Below are 18,559 nucleotides of genomic sequence, written 5' to 3' on the forward strand. Positions count from 1 at the left end.
GTTAACCCTCTTTCTTAATATTAATTCGAGCACACTGAATTCTAACCAACTTACCTTCCGACTTAAGATAAGCATCCCCTTTACCATTGAGCACTTCAGCACCTTGCTCATCAAGTATTACTCGACTTTCAGTGCCATTTTTTACTCGTAGTGCAAGTTGTGCAGGAAGGTTAGAACGTAAGTTTGTGCTAATTACATCGCCACTTGGTTTTTGTGTGGCAATAATTAAATGGATACCGGCAGCACGGGCTTTTTGCGCTAAGCGCTTAAGCTCTGCTTCAATATCCTTTTTCATATCTTTATCTGATGTTAAATCAGCGTATTCATCAAGCACGAGCACCCACCATGGAATTCGATCTTCTTTGCTTACTTTTGCGTTGTAATCTGGTAATGAACGCACACCTACTGCCTTGAATTTCGCATAACGAGACTGCATTTCTTCAACCGCTTGAGTAAGTAGTTGTAGTGCATCTTCATCATCAAATCCGATACGCCCAATTAAATGTGGATAACTTTCAAAATCATTAAGCTCTGTGCCTTTAGGATCGATAAGCATTAGCTTTAATTCAGCATCGCTATAGTGCTCTACCATACCGTATAAAATGGTGTTCAGCGCTTCTGACTTACCACTACCTGTTGTACCACCAATTAATAAATGCGGGCAGTTTGATGATGAAAAATTAAGTTTAATAACATCACCAAATCGGTCTTCCCCTAATGGTACTTCAAGTGCGTTTTCAGGGCGTTGCCAATGAGGCCAAATATCATTTTGGTCAACAAAGTATCGTTGTTCTTGGCTTTTCGGCACATCAATCGTCACACAACCCTTATCAATACCAAAACCTACTTCTTGCTCTTGCCCTAGTTTCAACGCAAGTTTAAGCGCTTGAGAACGTTCAAATACACGCTTAGGATCAGTACCAGGGTTTAACTCAATTCTAAATAATATTGAGGCAGGGCCTTCGACAAAAGCCTCTTCGTCATTAGGTTTTGTTACTGCAATGTTATGACTGTAATAACAATCAATTATTTGCTGATATATAGCTTGTAATGCTTCGATGGGCATTTTTTTACGAACAGAATTACTAACCGGTTGAGTGTCTTCTGCAAACTCCGGCATTGATTCTATCAGTTGTTTGTTTGTTTCATCTACATTGTTATAGCTAACCGGTGTGTTTACATCAGGTATTATTTGTAGGTCTTCACTTGGTTGATGTAGTGATTTGATCGAGCTTTCACTTTTTAAAATATATTTTTCATCTATGTGGTGTAACTTAGCAGGCGTTAAATCGTTAACAAGTGTTTGCATTGGTGTTTTAACCCAATGGCCTAAATTACCAGCTGGTAATTCAATTTTAAGAATATTTTGTACTTGTAAAAATGAAGCTTTTGTAAAATCACTATCTTCAACATTTACGAATAGAATACCCTCTGGATAATTAACAAGCTCAGCTAATTCATAATCACCTTGCAGCCACTCAGCACTATTATTTTCAATGCTATTAAAGTAATCGTCTTCATTCACTTTATAAAGTTTGTATTTATCTATTTGCATTAGTACTTGGCGCATAAATAGACCACGGTATAAATTTCCTGCTAAGGTTTGTTGGCTCAACAATGATTCAAAATAACGTTTTAATTCTTTGGCTTGTTCCACACCTTTGCTATGAGTTTGCCGTTTACCTGTTTTTACTTCTACAGGGAGCAAAATCATTTGTTGCTCTTTAAAGCCAACAAACAATATATCGTCTGAGATCGCACCTTTTTTGAAGCCTTGAGAATGACGTGATAAATCACTGTCACTCATGCTTAAACCTAGATTCCCTGCAACCCTAATTATTTCAGCAATAGAGATAGGAACCCAAGTTATATCAGAATTAGTAACAAGACAGTTTACATATTTATAGGCGCCAATAATTCCACGCTTTTCTTTACGTTCATTTTCATTAGCGGTTACTAAATTTAATAACCACTCACCATTGAATGCGTTAAATTCTGAAATTATGCCGCCATCATCGTTTTCTAGTACTTTATGATATAAATCTGTTTGTCGAGTAACGGTTATCGCATCGTAATTCACAGAGTTGGTGTAATTATCAGAGTAATGAATTAGCACCATATCTTTTTGGCTTTCAAAAAACTCTAGCGTTACTTTTGGATCTATTATCGTTGTCCAAATTGAATTTTCATAAGAACGTTCTAACAAGGCTTTAAAGTTTTCTGTTACAACTAAAGCATTTGTTTTATTTGGACTATGTTCTTCGTAGGCATTTTTAGCCGGTTTCACTAAACCACTGTATTTTGCTATTAGTCTTAATTGCGGAGAGCTTTCTATATCAATACCTTGTAAACCGAAAGAAGTATAATAACGTCCGTTTTTGTTTGTTGCAGTTTCACCTGGCATTAAACCATGACATACAACCCCGGTTTCTTGGTTTAATATATCAACATCAACTGCTTTAACACGTTCGTTATTTTTAAAAAATGACATGTGTGCATAAACTTGTGCTTTATTGCCTCTTTCATGCTCATGTTTACTATATGTTAAGCGTGTTCTTAATAAATCAATGATGCTATCTGCTTGTTCTCTTGCTGCACCTTTATTAAGTTCGCATAGCTCTTTTAAGTCATCGTAACTTGCTGTATCTGAAAATTTATCAAACCAGTTATAGCACTCTGCTTCATCGTATAAATTTACGTGGATATTTGTTACTTTATCTTTTTTTAGCTTTATAAAATCAATTAACCCTAAAAATAATTCCTTATTTTGCTGATTATTTACAGAGTTGATAATTAAAGTGGTTTTACTCCCTGATACAAACAAATGTTTAAATGCCGTTGAAAATTTACTGACTTTATCTTTAACTAACTTACGTACATAGTCGTAACAGCTTTCTTGTTGTGGGATTAGCTTAGACCAGAATACATTATCTTTTTCAGCGTGGTTGTATGAGAAATCGCAATCTGGATTATATATAAAAGGTAATAACCCTTGAGCGGTTAAACGCTGAATAGTTACTAGTGGTAGCAGCTTAAAGCTACCTGAAGCGTTTTTATCTTCACTTAAGGTGTTTGCTAGGTTTAAATTATACGCTAGAACCAATGGATGGTAAGGGCTGATGTATGTTTGTTCATCAAAATCGGCAAAGCCAATGTTCACTAGTAGTTTGTGTTCTTCTAATAGGGGAGCGTGATGAGGAATGTTATCAACTTCAGTTTGATAAGTTGAAACGACTTGCTCAACTAAGTTTCTAAGCTTTGGACCCCAACCAGAAATACTTAATAATGTTTTATGAAATTCTAAATAATCAAATAAACTACGGTAAGCAAAAAATAAATCGGGAAAGTAAGTTTCTATACTATTTAAATGTATATCTTTTACTGTTTTAAATTTAGCGAGTAATTGTGCATCTTGAAGTTCTACCTCATATTGAAGCAAGCTTAAACGCTTGCCTTTAGGCGCGACTTCTTTTCCATCAATGAGTACTTTATTTTTACTGCGGTTATATTGCCCGTAGTAATTGTCGTTAAATAAATGATTAAAACGACCTTGATTTAAAATTAATGGCAAAGAAAGTGAATCAGTAGCAACGGCACCTTCTACATTAAAAGTTAACTGGCTATTTAATCCTTGTACGGTAAAAAATACTTCATCAGATTCACTAGCTAGCTTGCTAAAATCAATAACACCAGTTTCGCTAGCATCAAATACTTGTTCGTTAGTATTTAAGATGCTAGTGATAGTTGAATCACCAATCTGTAAGTTTTGATCATCGGTTTGTAATGTTAACCATTGCTTAGCAGGGTCAACTAAATAGGTATTTTTAAAACCATCCATATAAAAGTCATTTTTATCTATAACTAAAACTTTAAAGGTATGGGTCTCTTTTGGTTTGTCTGTTTTGACGCGAAAAGTAAAATAACGGGCTTTACCATCAAAACTACCGGTTAAAACAGCACGACTTCTTACGCCGCCGGGATTCTTGATGGTAATTTTTACATCAGATTGATTTTGATTGTGCAGTATTTTACAAAAGCTATCTTTTAACTTTTGATTTAAAAAACATAATTCCAATTCAAATGTATGATGTTCGGGCTCTAATTGTAATATTAGGTGACGCTCTCTAAGCCCTGCCCCTTTTTCTGTTTTAGCTTTGCTAAGTAATTCAATATCGGGTGCTTTTTCACTTTCAAGCTCTAACAAATTACTTCTATTTTTTTGTTGTTCTGTGAAACACTCACCGATATCGAGGCTTGCTTTGTATTTTTCTACATTCCCCTCAGGGAAGTGCTCTTTTATAAACTTTTCACTAAAATCTAAAGCTGCTAGCTTATCTTGCAGTTCGTTAGGAAAATGATGAGTAATAAAATCAAGTTTCTCACTTAGCTCTTTATTTTCTTTTAAACGTAAACTGATTTGCTCACCTTCCCAGCCCGCTTGTGAAAGTTGATAATCTTTTAGTAAGCCAAGCTCATGAAACTGTAAGTCACCATCTGCAATTGCATTGTAGAGTTTTTCAAAGCCAAACATAGTGGCCTCGTCCTCTACTATTTCATCGAAGTGATAATCAAGTAAACACTCAGAAACTTTTGCTTTTTCATCCCTTTGATCTATTTCTTTATGTAGAAGTAGCTTGATATTTTTTGGATCCCAAACAACACCAGGCTGAGCAACATCTTCTGTAGAGTTTTTTAACGTATCGAGCATAGAATTATGGATGATTAACAAGGCAGTGCCTCTTGTTTCACCTTCCATAGCTGAAACAACATCACGTAAATGCGCTATGTAGTTTTCTGTAAAGTTTATGCCTTCATATACAGGAATTAATTCAACATCACCGTACTGCACTGTTTTTAACTCAATACCTTTTACAGTTACGCTATTGTCTGCAATTTTCATAAAGGCTTGATAAAGTGCAAAACCCTTATCACTGTCAGGACTTGTGAACTGATAACGAAAACCAACTTTTAATTCTTCAGCGGCCCAAACATTAAAGTGGCTAACTAAAAATTCTTCAAACTGTTTTTCTAACATATACTGCATCTCCGCTATCACTCATTCGTTCTACGTTCCCCATTCGCTCATAAAAATCGATTAACGATTGCTGGCTTTGTTTATCAAAAAACACACCTCTTGCTTCAAATTCTTTAATAATTTCGTGAAAACGTAACTTATCTCGCTCGCCGATAGCAAGGTTTGTTAGTAGAACGATGTAATCGTGGTTAAACGTAAGTACTTGACCTGCGCGGCCTCGTCGTTGAATAAATGGATCTAAAATATTACCTAACGTTCCCTTGACTACGGTGTCGTTATATTCAGTTAAGCGCCCTTTTTTATTATCAAACTGAGCATGAGATAAGCTAAGTAATTGCTGTAATATTTCTTTTTTCTCGCTTGAATCTAACCAGTTTTGGTCGTTGTTGTACCATTTGCGTTGCATTCGATCTTCTACAAAATCATGACCAAACTGATTTAGCTTAATCACGTCGTTTTCGCCAATAAATTCAAAAACCTGCCAAAGGGGCTTAACGTCACCTTTAACTTGTATAGCCTCATTCATAAATAAATAAGGGAACAGATACTCTAGGTATTCATGAAGCTGGCTATAACCAAAGCTTTTCACTTGTGTACGTTCGTCGCTTGCTTTTTCATTATCAATAATAAAAAAGCAGGGTTTGCTTGACGGGGCTCCATTCGCCCAACTTTTTATATTCAACGCCATTTGGGAGATATACAAAAATCCATATAAGCGAATAACAGAATTAAAATTGTTGAGTAAGTAGTGAGGTCTTTTATTTAAAAATTGTAAATCTTGTTTAAACAATTCACTTAAAAATGGCAAATAAGCTGGCTCAGTTTTGAGCGTTGTATTTGACTTTCCAGTAACATACAAATTATCAAACTCAGCTTTTATTTCTTTTTCTAAAAAATTTAAATCATTAACTGAAGAGCTATCAAGTGTTAAACCCGCTAATAGACCAACAAACATATCACCCAATTTTTTACTATTGGTATCTACCTCTTCTTTAATTACTTTAAAAATTAGAAGTTCAGGGGATATTTTAAAAAGTTGGTCATTATCAAAATACATTTTTTCCAGCACGGTCCAAAATTCTGGTTCATCTAACTTTGTTGAAAAGCGCTTTTCACATGACTCTTTAAAATTAGTTATATCACCGTTAACTAATGACTTCCCATACAAAATATGTACAAAATAGCCCAAGACTGTATCCCAACAAAATTTATAATGTTTATCTTTTGTCCTTAGAGGTAAAAATGTACTAAATGCATTATTGTTTGGTGGTGTTAAAGTTTCTTTAATCATTTTATAGCCCACTCACTTCAAACTCTTCGTCATCAATATTTTTGATAGTGAAGTGTTTATTTCCCTTAATAATATGTAACGTTGAAACTTGATTTGCCACTTGTGCAATTTCATCTATTAATTCATCTAAGAGTACAACGGAGTTTTTATCATGTTTATTAGGTCGGTAACCATCCGCAATTCTTTTCATTAATCTTAATAAATTAATGTTAACTGGTATTTCTAATGAGTGTTCTTGCACTTTAATAAAAGCCATAAAATTTGCAGATGACTTGGGTATGAAGTTAGAAATACGCCTTAAATCGGCCTTTATTTCTAATTCAGTAACTAATTGGTAACCGTTTGGCTCAGATATTAAATATTGACTTTTATCTAAATTAGGCGCGTTGCGATTATTGTATTTTCGTATAGCAGTGCGAAACGTATTGTTATAAAAGTTTTTGATGTCTTTCTTCTGCTCTAAACTACCGTCGAAGTCTCTGTGCAACTGGTAAACTTTAATGTATTGCTCTATCAGGGATTCATTGAAGTCTTTTTCGAATTTAACATGATAATCATTAAAGAAGTGCCCCCCTTTAAGAATGTAAAATAAACGCAAGTAAGATAAGCTACTCCCTAATGTCTCTACTCCTAAATTTTTTAAAAACTCTTTAAATTCATTAAATTCTTGATCAGGCAAATGTAGATCATTTGCTAATATAAAACGATCTATTTTTTTTGTTCTTAAATGCGCAGGGTCGAAATCAATTATTTTATTCGCTAACTCATTATCACCACCTGAAAAAAGGTTATCGAAAAGATAACCAGGTCCAGTAAGCAGCATAAAAATAAAATCGAGCAATGCACGAGCTGTTAAAAATTGATCACGCATTAAACGGGCTTTGAATAATAGCTCAATGATGCATTTTTGAACTAGCGGTAAACATAATAACTCATAATTAGCATGGAGTTTTTTGCTTGCTTCATTCAAGTTATTTAATTTATCTTTATCATAAATTTGTCTAATCAAATTATCTTCGACAGCGGTTAATCTATCTAAAAACATTTGAACAAATTCAGACGTATAACCAACGTCATCAATGTAAAATTTCGGATAATCTTCAAAATTAATGAAAGTGTCTAATTGTTTGTTGTTTACGTTTTCTAAATAATTTTGAATAACCGTTTTAAAATACTCATTGGTTCCTTCTTCAACGTAATTGCCCAACATCCCCGTATTAATACCCACAACTAGTGGTATTGATTGACTTTCAAATTCATTAAAAAGGTTATCTAAAGTTTGAATTGCATTATCTTTAGGATCAAAACTGTGAGTGGCATCTAAATGAAACTTAACTTTTTGTCCATATATAGCTTTTGCTTTGGTTAACAGCTCAGATTTACCATCTCCACTGCTACCACATAAAAACAATACTTTTTTATCATTAGATCTAAATGATGCGATTTTGTTGTAGACCGCCGTTTCAATGGGCATTTGAATATAAAGATAAGCTTTCACTTGATCTAATAGATCTTGATTTGAATGATTACGTTCAGTTGATACAGCATAAGGTGATGATTTAGAAAGCACAGAAAGCGCTTTATGAAAAGTTAAAGGCTTTTGCATTTTGTATCTCTCATGTAAATTTTTAATAACCGAAAATCAATAGAAAGGAAAATTATGAAAGGGTTTAATACTATCGATATCAAATAATCGCGCTCAGTTGAAACAGCATAGGGGGATTGTTTTGATAAAACACTTAATATATGACGAAGGCGCACTTAAATACTCTTTTTCCTTATCCTTGAGTTACTATATTTATAACCTAATTATATTAGGGTTAGCAACTTAAATACCGGTAAAGTTTGGTATTTCATTTATTAAATCGTTTAATTATTATGGAGATGCGTGAAACATTCGATAAGCCATTAATTACAACTAAATAATATTTTATAGTTTTCACCAAACAAAGGATAAATATAATTTAGCTTATGTTTACAATAAATTAATTATGAACAAGGCTTGTGACTAAAAATTAATTAACGTTATTTTACCTGCCACAAAAACATTGAACAAAGCTTGTTCATTATTTTGAGTTGATAATGTTCGTCACTGGGTTTGCCTGCTGCGCCATAACATACGTGTAAGGGTAAAAGGTGCTCTTCTCGTGGGTGACAATATCTTGCGTAGGGGGCATTTTGCCAATTAATCAGCTGTTGCTTTCGGTTTTGTTCAGGCATTTGGCTGGCGGTTATTGTTTCTGTAAGCCAGTGTTCAAACGCTTGGTTTTTAGTTGTTGCTTCGCCTGACGGTGTAAAAAATGCAGGCAGGTTATGAAACGAAAAACCGGAGCCGATTATGAGCAAGTTATCCCAAGCTACATCGCGTAAACATTGCCCCATGTTTATATGCTGCTCAGGGTCTAGGTTTTGCATTAATGATAACTGTACGCAGGGTATATCTGCATCAGGATACATAATTTTAAGCGGTACAAATACCCCATGATCGAACCCACGTTGTTGGTCTTTACTTGCTTTAAAACCTTGATGTAACATTGCGTTATAAACCGCTTTAGCTAATTTTAATTCGCCTAAACTTTGATACTTAATTTGGTAAGCTTCTTTTGAGAAACCACCATAATCATAAATGAGATCGGGCTGAGGCTTGCATGTAACAGTAGGTAATAGCGCTTCCCAATGTGCACTAATCACGAGTATTGCACTGGGCTTGCCTACTTTATGCGCGAGTGTTTTAAGCGTCGATACCATTTCTTGATAGTCAGGTTCGCCTAATAATGGCATCGGCCCTCCCCCATGAGAAATAAACATAATGTGCTGATTTGTTTTCATGTTGCCTCTTCTCATTTTAAATTTTCAGGACCAACCGGCACAATCCCGTTAGGGTTTAGCGCTTTAATCGAGTAATAGCCAGCTTTAATATGTTCGATATTGATAGTTTCTTCTATACCCTTTATTTGCTTAATTCGATGCACGTAGGCTTTTAGGTTTTTCATGTCTTTAATCATGTTTCGGTTACATTTAAACAAGCTGTAGTAAGCTACATCAAACCTAATTAAGGTCACAAATAACCGAATATCGGTTTCGGTTAGGTTGTTGCCTAACAGGTAGGGTCGATTATCGGCGAGTCTGTTTTCGAGAGCATCGAGCATTGAAAACAGATTTAGGTATGCCTCTTGATAGGCGAGTTGTGTGGTTGCAAAACCTGCTTGATATACACCGTTATTAAGCTGGTTGTATATTTTATGATTAAGTTGATCAATTTCTTGCGCGTGTGTGTTTGGATATAAATCGGGGCCTTGGTCAATAAGATCAACAAAGGCGGTATTAAACATGCGAATAATATCGGCAGATTCATTATTCACTATGGTGTGTGTTTTTTTATCCCACAATACCGGAACAGTCGCTCGTCCGGTAAAATCAGGCTTTACCTGGGTATAAAGCTGATGCATGTATTCATGGTTATTAAGTTGATCAATGTTTAGCCCCGTGTTGGAAAATTGCCAACCTTGATCACTTAATTTAGGGTTAACCACTGATATAGTAATTATATCGTTTAAGCCTTTTATGGCTCTGGCCATTAGCGTTCGGCTAGCCCAAGGGCATATATATGCTACGTATAAATGATATCGATCACGCTCTGCTTTAAAACCGCCTTGGCCCGTTATACCGGCAGAGCCATCTCGTGTTATCCAGTTACGAAATGAAGAGGTTTGCCTTATAAAACGGCCTTGTTCATCTTGTTTTTGTACGGGTTGCCAATTGTCTTGCCATTTACCATTAACTAACATAATGATGCTTTCCTGTCAGGTTATGCCCAAGCAGCTTGTGGTTATAAATAGTTACTTGGGTTATAAAGGTTACTTAAAGCTTAAGCTTGTTGAGGTGTTATTGATTTGGCTAACCTGTTATCAATTGAGTAACTGCCCGCCCCTTGAAAAGTTAAGGCTAACGTTGCAGCAAAAAGCGCTAAAGCAAATTCATAACCATTATTTGATAAAAATAACCCGTGATTTATATGAACAGCCAATATGGCCACCAGCATCGTAAATGCACTTATTGCCGCCGCCGGTCGGGTAACAACACCGAGTACGAGTGCTAGTCCGCCAAAAAATTCTGCACTACCTGCCAGTAATGCCATCATAAAGCCGGGTGCTAAACCAATGCTCGTCATCCATTGCCCTGTGCCTTCTAAACCATAACCGCCAAACCAACTGAATAATTTTTGACCGCCATGCGCCATTAATATAATACCTATTGGAATGCGTAATAGTAATCCGCCAACTCCTGCGTCTGATTTTAACGTTTTTTGTATTGTGTGTTTGTTAATCATGTCTTGCCTCTATGTTATTTATAAAGTTTGAATACTGTTAATGCAGCAATCCATTTCATATTACTAGCAACCCTAATGTTGATAAATGCTATAGTTGTTGAATAATTAACAACAATACATTTGTAATATTAGGGATGAGTCATGGACAGAATTGATAATATGAAGGCTTTTGTTACGGTGGCTGAAGAAGGCAGTTTTACTAAAGCGGCTAACAAATTAAATATGTCGAGCCAGCTGATCAGTAAGTATGTTTCGCATTTTGAAGAATATTTAGGTACTCGACTTTTTAACCGTACAACGCGCCGTGTTCATTTAACCGATGAAGGCGAACAATGTTTTTTACACGCTAAACAAATATTAGAAAGTATTACCGCGATGGAAAGTCATTTTGGTCAGCTGCAGCAATCGGTTAACGGTGTTTTACATATCAGTGCACCCGTTTCTTTTTCCACATTGCATTTACCCCCTTTGCTACGTGATTTTAAAAAAGCGTATCCTGACGTCGGCATCGATTTGCAATTAAGTGATCGTAAAATCGATATTGTTGATGAGGGTTTGGATGTCGCACTAAGAATAGGTCATCTTAAAGATTCTTCATTAATCGCTAAAAAAGTGGCCACGGTTAGGCTCGTACTTTGTGCTTCACCAGACTATTTGGCGTTGAATGGAACCCCAACACATCCACAAGAATTAAATCCGCTCCACTTTTTGCGATACAGCTATATAGAATATAATCAGCCTCATTTGCCGCTTATGCAAGCGTTAAAGCCCAATATGCATAGCAATAACCCGTCGGGTTTGTGTGCTAATAATGGCGAAATACTCATGAACGCAGCAATAGCCGGAGAAGGATACACACTGCAACCGACATTTATTGTGGGTGAAGCCTTAAAACAAGGTAAATTGGTTACCTTATTAGACGCATTTGAACCTGACACAATGGGGTTATATGTTGTTTATCCGCACCGTAAGTTGTTAGCACCTAAGTTAAGAGTCTTTGTTGATTTTATAAGTGATTATTATGGAGCGTTTCCGTATTGGGATAATTTTTAATATTTCACACAAAACAAAGGCATAAATAAAGACATAAATAAAGACATAAATAACGGCAAAAAAACACAGAGTGGTTTGTTTTGTGGCTAGCTTAAATACATCGTTATTTATTGTTATTTAACGGCGGATATATGAATTAACTATGTTGGCCATTCGTGTTTTAACTTGTGGGGTTAAACCTAAGCTAATCAACCCACATGAAAAAGCGAGCATAAACATAAACCCCTTTACTATTTTTGCACCGGTTAGCAAGGTCAATAATAATAGGCACGCAACGTAGGTTAAGCCGAGTAAACCAACAAACAAACAGAGTCCTTTTATATCATCATTCATCAACATTATTTTATCCTTAATCTATTCTATTAATTTTAAACTTTTACTTTAAAAATTTTAATCGTTATTTACGTGTTTAGCTAATTTTTTAGTGTGTGTTAGTAGGTTTTTATCGCCAATCGCACCATGCCCCGGAATAACGGTTTGTATTGATGTAAATTCGTTTAAAATATTATCTATTGATGCGGCCCAGCGGCTAATCATCGCTTCGCCGGTATACCCTAAATTTTTACTCTGTATGCTTCGAACAAGGCAACCGCCATATAAAACATTATGTTTAGGTAACCAAACAACAATATTATCAAGTGTATGCCCGGCTCCCGGATAAAAAGCATCAACGGTATTATTAAGTAATTTTAAGTGTGGGCTATTAAATTCGTTTTGGGCGATGGGGTTGGTATTTTGTTTTAATAAATCGTTTGTTAATTTATGCGCATAGGTGGGTATTGATATTCCGTTTAAATATTCAATGCCTGCGGTTCGATCTTCATGTGAATGTGTAGAAAGGCTGCCAACTAATTCATACTGTTGGTTTGTTATCCACGAGACTAATTTTTTGGTATCGCTCAACGTCCAGGGGGTATCTATAATAAAGGCTTTTTGTTTTTCAATAACAACAAGCCCATTAGAACTGACTAAACCATAGGGCTCTACCCGCTTATATGATTTATGAAGATAAAGTCCGGCTGACAGTTTTTTGATCTCGATCGCTTTTGTTTGTAGCTGCTCAGCGGGGTTATTTTGTTTATCTGTTTTAGCGTTAATATGCGGACTAAACAATATAATAAACAACAAAACGAAAAGCATGTTGGGTACTATTGGTGTTTCTGTTATTAACTTTTTAAGGCTGCCTGCGTTCATCCTTTTTGGGTTACTCGCAACAAAAAAGCCAATCATCTGATTGGCTTTCTAAGGTTTATTAACCGTGTAATCATTTAGTTACCCGCGGTTCGTTCTGCTAATGTAAAGGCCAGTTTAACTTTAAAACCGGTTCTTTTAACGGTTGTCCCGTTTTCAATTATCGGCTCATAGCGCCATTGTTTAAGAGCGTCTATTGCTGCAATATCAAATATCTCGTCGGGTTGCGAAGATAAAACCTCAATGTCTTCAACTAAGCCATTACGGTTTACCGAATAAGACAGTTTCACCCAACCTTCAACGCCTTCAACTTCTGCGTTTTCAGGATAAACCGGGCCGATGCGATCAATTGGCACGAGTTTCTTTTTCTTAGGTGCTTGTAACTTTGCGACTTGTTGATTATTAGCAATAACTTTTTTCGCTTCTTCAACAATAACCGGTTCAGGTTTGCTTGAATCGGCACTTAAATCAACACTCAGTTGCTGCGCTAAACTCATAATTCGGCTGGTTGGCCAACCACGGCTTAATGCGGTTGAATAAGCCTGTGACAAGAATTCAGACGATTTAGAGCTTGAACCTTGCGCTGAATAGGCAGCCCCCATAATCATTAAATAATCCGGGTGCGATTCATCAGTATAAAGACCATCTTTTCCGATTAAGCTTGATTTAAAGGGGTAAAAGAAATCATCGTAAATACTGGTTGCATATAAAACACCGAGCTCTTGGTTCGCATTTGCGTTGCCTTCAATTGCGGCATCTTCAAGCATGCGCACGGCTTCGGTATATTCGCGTTTTGTCGGGTTACCTGCTAATACTTCTTTGGCATAAACATATTGTGCGGGAGGGTATTTATCTTGCGCACTCATTTCTAACCAAACATACGCTTTAACCGGGTCCATTTGTACGCCTCGGCCATCTAACAAGCGATTGGCTAAATCATAACGCGCACGTGGGTGGCCCGATTTGGCCGCTTCAAGCAACCAAGCCGCTGATGTGCGAATTTTATCGCTCATCTTAGGTCTTAATATGCCTTGACCATATAAACGCGCTAACAAGTATTGCGACTCAGCATCTCCGGTTGAAGCTCGCGCACTTAGTGATTCTGTAAATTTATTTAAACTACGTAGATAACTTTGATGTGAACGAATGTTTGTGGTTTTAAATTCAAATTTGATGATGTAATCATCAACTTGCACCATGTGCTCGCCGCGTTGCTGCGATTTAAATTTCCACTGACTTGCGGCATTTAAAACTTCATCATCAAATACCCCTTCTGGGTATGAGTTAAATATTTTAGGGTTGCTAACAACGCCGTTTTCATCAATCGTAACCGAAACAAGCGCCCAACCACTGGCATCTTCAACTTGCGGGTTTTTAATTTCAAGTGGTGTGAGTTGTTTATCAAGTGAGTTGTCAGATGTGAATTGTGGAAATAATGAAACTGATAACGCTTCTTCGCCATACAGTGATTCGATTTCTTGACCGATCACTTTGGCTTCACGTTTAGATGGCAGCTCTCGTCTGAGGCGTTGCATCATATCAACAGCGTTTCGGTAGCCCCCTTTTCTAGATAGGGTGAACCATGCGTTCGCTTCGTATATATCTGAAACAACACCTTTGCCTTGGTAATACATAAGACCAATATAATATTGAGCTTGTGGATTACCAATTTGTGCGTATTTCATAAATTCAGCATACGATGCTTTATAGTTGCGCTCTTCGAATGCCTTTTTGGCAGATTCTATACTAGCATCCGCTATGAAAGGTATACACAGCATTGAGCAAATAGAAATGGCCTTGATTGAAATTTTTTTAATTTTATTCTTCATATAACTACGGCATTTTTTGAGTTAAGAAATGTTAATAAGCTGTAAACATAATAATCACTTGTTTACTCAGTTGTCTATCAACCTGACGACTTTTTTTCATAAAATATGTAAGAAAAAAGGATTTTATGAAATCTTTGAACAGATTCACAGAAAAAAACTGTTATATAGTCATTTTGTTGTAACAAAGTTAGAAAAGCAACCCATTTAACAATTAATAAAGCAGAAATATTAACGACTTAGCAATAAGGGGTTATTTAAGGAGTTGATTTGATAGGTCAAAATTGCGTGTTATTGACCTATCAATTCGTTTTTTTTATTCGATTATCGACTGGTTATGTTAATTGTTTGATTACTTATACCTTCGCTTTTAGCCATAATCTTTATCTCACCCGGCTTAAGCGTAGATTGAATTATCAACAATGCTTTACCCTTAGCGGTTGTGATCACGTTATTTTGATAGCGCTGTATATTGTTATACATACCATTATCAACACCTAATAATTTAACCGGACCTTCAATTACAAACTCGATTTGTTTATCGTCTAATTGCGCGACATGGTTGTTTTGATCAAGCAATTCTACTTCGATATGAACAACACTTTCTCCATCTGCGTTTATTGTTGTTTTATCGGCATTTAATGTAATTTGTGTTGCTTCACCACTTGTGTGTATTTGGTCCATCACAGTGCAGTTTTGCGTGCCTTTAACGGTTATGTTGCCTTTTGAATAAGGTACAACCCATTTTATAATTTTATCTGGAAAGTGCGCTAATTGCTGTTTGCCTAATGATTGATCATTTAAAAACAGTTCAACTTCTGGGCAGTTTGCATAAACTTCGACCGCAATTTTTTCACCCTTTTCATAATTCCAGTGATGATTTACATCGTGCCAAAACCAAACATATTGCTCCCAAGCACCTGGTTTTTTCTCGACAATTTGTTGGTTTTCATCCAATTTGTAAGGTGATTTTGCCAGGGTTTGTGTGGTTAAATAAACATGAGGTTCATCATTCCACAGTGTTTTAAACATATGGTACGAAGGCTTTTTAAACCCAGCTACATCCATTAAACCACTTCGGGTGGCTTTATTTGGCCATTGAGCATGTGCTTCACCCATATAATCTATACCCGTCCATAAAAAAGTACCGGCAATAAATTCTCGTTCTTCTACGGCTTTCCATTCGTGCCATTGCGGTACATTCTCGGTGCCCATGATCATTTTGTCTGGGAATAATCGATGCCCGTAATCATAAATTACCCGTCGATAACTGTAACCAATAACATCTAACGCATCGGTGTAACCACTAATATGACTCACTGAAGGCAGTATTAGGTTTGCCGTAACAGGCCGTGTTGTATCTAGCGATTTCACCCATTTAGATAACTTTTTAGCCGTTTTAGCTAATACATATTCGCCTTCTTCACTTTCATGAAAGCGTTTATAGATTTCTTCTGGGGTGATAAATGGTAGGTTATAAAAATAATTACCGCTGGCATTCATATCAAAATAGCCTGTGGCTTTGGCGTAACGTGGATAAGTCCATTCAATTTCGTTACCTATGCTCCACATAATCACTGAAGGGTGATTTCGGTCTCGTTTTACTGTGGCTTTTAAATCTTGCTCGGCATGCGTTTGAAAGTAATCGGCATAACCTCGGCTAATGTAATCACTATGACGCTCTTGTTGGTTTAGTCGTTTATCTTTTGGATTATCCCATTCGTCAAATATTTCAGCTTGTACCAGTAACCCCATTTCATCACAAATATCTAAAAAGTCTTGTGATGATGGATTGTGCGCAACTCGTATGGCGTTAACACCGGCTTCTTTAAGTATTGTTAAACGACGACGCCATACATCATCGGGTACTGCCGTGCCCACTAGACCCGCATCGTGATGTAAGTTTACCCCTTTAATTTTTACTGAGCGGCCATTTAAGAAAAACCCTTTATCGGCATCGTATTCTATATTTCTAAAACCAAATGGCGTTGTGTATTCATCTACAATAACGTCATTTATTAATATTTGGGTTTTTGCTTGGTATAAATAAGGCGTTGCTAAATCCCATAATTTAACGTTATCTACGTTTAAATTTTGCTCAACGCTGGCTTGCATATTGGCTTTAATGGTTTGCTTGTTACTTGTCTGAGCTACTGTGTTGTTATCAGCATCCATTATTTGTGTAACCACATTAACAGCCACGTCTGCCATTTGTTTGTTTTGTATTTCAGTTTTTAAATTGACCTGAGATTGTTTTTGAGCCACCACTGGCGTCGTTAAATACGTGCCCCATATGGGTATATGTGTATCGTGAGTCGATATTAATTCAACATCACGATATATACCTGAACCCGTATACCAGCGGCTATCGATGTAACGAGAGTGATCAACCCGCACCGCGATCACATTTTTGCCGCCTTTATCACTTAAATGTTCGGTTAAGTCGTAATAAAAAGGGGTATAGCCGTATACTTGGTTACCTAATTTTTTACCATTGATCCAAATATCGGCATGATTATAAACACCATCAAAATATAGGTAGTGTCTTGTGCCTTGGCTAGGTGTGGCAAAATGCTTACGATACCAACCAACGCCACCGGCTAAATATCCCGTTGCACCGTCACCTTTTTCTTGATCAAATTCAAATTCAACACTCCAATCATGTGGTACCGATAATGAGCGCCAAGTTTTGTCATTATATTGAACTTGGCTATAAAACGGGTCATCACTTAATGAAAATAGCCAATTATGGTTAAAGTTGGCTTCTACCCGATTTTTAGCGGTGGTTGTTTTTTGATCATGATCGCCACAGGCGAGTAAGCCAAAACACAATAGACTCACAATGAGATATTTAGATTTGATCATGTTTATATTACCTATTTATTTTATTGGTTTGTAAGCGCGGATCCAATCCACGTACATTTTGTTTTTTTGTTTATTATTAAGTTGTTCAATGGTTGGCGTTATGCCTTTTCTTGCTCGCCATACGTGATCTTCCATGTCGAAAATAACGCGCATACTGCGATCAAAAAATAACCCGTCGGGATCGTTCAAATCATTAGACGTGTTTAAATCGCGGACTTTACGTCCATCTAAATAAAATTCCATTTCAGTCGGACTTGCCCAATAAAAACCAAACAGATGAAAATCTTCATCGAGATGCGCTTTATCAGGTGTTTCTGCAAAACCTTGCTTATGACCATAATCTTCTAAGTAATCATTGGTCACTGGGTCTCGTTTAAAAATATGGTAGTTAGTTGACATATGCGAAACGGTTTTAGGCTTATCACCATAGGTTTCAGTTACATCAATTTCGTTTCGATCATCATCACTTAACATCCAAAAATTATTCGCGAGCGCTAAGCTCGATGTTTTTAATTTTGCTTCTATGTAAATGGGGTACTCAATTGTGTGTTTAGCCGTTACAAAACCGGTATAAATTGTTTTACGACTTTTAAAATTGCCATAATCTATCACTTTACCTTGTTGTTCTTCTGGAACCGGAGACGCCGTTAGTACCAAGTTACCCGCTAAAACATCACTGTGTTCGGCACTAAAATAAGTTGCGCCTGGGCCTTTCCATCCACGAATATGATTGTCATGCCACTTGTTATAAAAATGCGATGTTTTACCTTGATAATTAAAACTGTCACTTAACGCGTCAAACAATTGCCATTCACCTCTCGCACTAATCTCGCTCGGCAGCGGCACAGCTTGCCAATCAGCGGCTTGCGTTATTTGAGTCTCACTATTTTGTAAATGGTTACAGGCAGTTAATAAACCAACGGTCGTGATAATACTTGCTATTTTAATTTTCATCATAAACTCCACAT

Annotated in this window: 12 protein-coding genes; 1 reads left to right on the forward strand and 11 read right to left on the reverse strand. The window is 36.4% G+C overall.

Going from position 1 to position 18,559, the window contains the following annotated elements; all coding sequences use genetic code 11:
• Position 1: 1 nt before the first annotated feature.
• The 6 genes from dptH to DPX34_RS05015 form a co-directional block, all read right to left on the reverse strand.
• The gene (gene dptH, locus DPX34_RS04990) at positions 2-5,035 is read right to left on the reverse strand and encodes a DNA phosphorothioation-dependent restriction protein DptH (protein WP_232824657.1); all 5,034 of its coding nucleotides are present in this window, start codon (positions 5,033-5,035) and stop codon (positions 2-4) included.
• Positions 5,016-6,326 carry a DNA phosphorothioation-dependent restriction protein DptG gene (gene dptG, locus DPX34_RS04995; protein ID WP_111977315.1) on the reverse strand — a complete coding sequence of 437 codons (1,311 nt, stop codon included), beginning with the start codon at positions 6,324-6,326 and terminating at the stop codon, positions 5,016-5,018. Before dptG ends, dptH begins: the two co-directional genes overlap by 20 nt.
• 1 nt (position 6,327) lies before the next feature.
• Positions 6,328-7,932 (reverse strand): DNA phosphorothioation-dependent restriction protein DptF, encoded by a 1,605-nt coding sequence (dptF, locus tag DPX34_RS05000; protein WP_111977316.1) that lies wholly within the window; start codon positions 7,930-7,932, stop codon positions 6,328-6,330.
• Positions 7,933-8,351: 419 nt separating this feature from the next.
• Positions 8,352-9,155: a DODA-type extradiol aromatic ring-opening family dioxygenase gene (locus DPX34_RS05005; RefSeq protein WP_232824658.1), complete on the reverse strand. Its 804-nt coding sequence runs from the start codon at positions 9,153-9,155 to the stop codon at positions 8,352-8,354.
• Positions 9,156-9,166: 11 nt separating this feature from the next.
• Complete coding sequence (locus DPX34_RS05010) at positions 9,167-10,114, reverse strand: glutathione S-transferase family protein (RefSeq protein WP_111977317.1); 948 nt, start codon at positions 10,112-10,114, stop codon at positions 9,167-9,169.
• An 80-nt stretch (positions 10,115-10,194) separates the two neighbouring features.
• Positions 10,195-10,656, reverse strand: coding sequence for a DoxX family protein (locus tag DPX34_RS05015; protein WP_198673630.1), 462 nt, complete (start codon positions 10,654-10,656; stop codon positions 10,195-10,197).
• A 141-nt stretch (positions 10,657-10,797) separates the two neighbouring features.
• Between DPX34_RS05015 and DPX34_RS05020 the strand changes: the two genes are divergently transcribed.
• Positions 10,798-11,709, forward strand: coding sequence for a LysR family transcriptional regulator (locus tag DPX34_RS05020; protein WP_111977318.1), 912 nt, complete (start codon positions 10,798-10,800; stop codon positions 11,707-11,709).
• Positions 11,710-11,826: 117 nt separating this feature from the next.
• On the opposite strand, the gene DPX34_RS05025 is transcribed toward DPX34_RS05020, so the two are convergent.
• The 5 genes from DPX34_RS05025 to DPX34_RS05045 all read right to left on the reverse strand — a co-directional run bounded on the left by DPX34_RS05025 (position 11,827) and on the right by DPX34_RS05045 (position 18,545).
• On the reverse strand, positions 11,827-12,048 hold the full coding sequence (locus tag DPX34_RS05025; protein WP_232824659.1) for a hypothetical protein: 222 nt from the start codon (positions 12,046-12,048) through the stop codon (positions 11,827-11,829).
• A gap of 51 nt (positions 12,049-12,099) precedes the next feature.
• Positions 12,100-12,849, reverse strand: a complete 750-nt coding sequence (gene blaDIM, locus DPX34_RS05030; RefSeq protein WP_157964623.1) for a DIM/SIM/IMP family subclass B1 metallo-beta-lactamase — start codon at positions 12,847-12,849, stop codon at positions 12,100-12,102.
• Positions 12,850-12,977: 128 nt separating this feature from the next.
• The gene (locus DPX34_RS05035; protein ID WP_111977320.1) at positions 12,978-14,729 is read right to left on the reverse strand and encodes a TonB family protein; all 1,752 of its coding nucleotides are present in this window, start codon (positions 14,727-14,729) and stop codon (positions 12,978-12,980) included.
• A 321-nt stretch (positions 14,730-15,050) separates the two neighbouring features.
• Positions 15,051-17,591, reverse strand: coding sequence for a glycoside hydrolase family 2 TIM barrel-domain containing protein (locus DPX34_RS05040; RefSeq protein ID WP_111977321.1), 2,541 nt, complete (start codon positions 17,589-17,591; stop codon positions 15,051-15,053).
• Positions 17,592-17,606: 15 nt separating this feature from the next.
• Entirely contained in the window at positions 17,607-18,545 is a 939-nt protein-coding gene (locus DPX34_RS05045) for a family 16 glycosylhydrolase (RefSeq protein WP_232824660.1), read from the reverse strand.
• Positions 18,546-18,559: the final 14 nt, after the last annotated feature.

The organism is Algibacillus agarilyticus (assembly GCF_003286125.1).
In the GTDB taxonomy this organism is placed as follows: domain Bacteria; phylum Pseudomonadota; class Gammaproteobacteria; order Enterobacterales; family Alteromonadaceae; genus Algibacillus; species Algibacillus agarilyticus.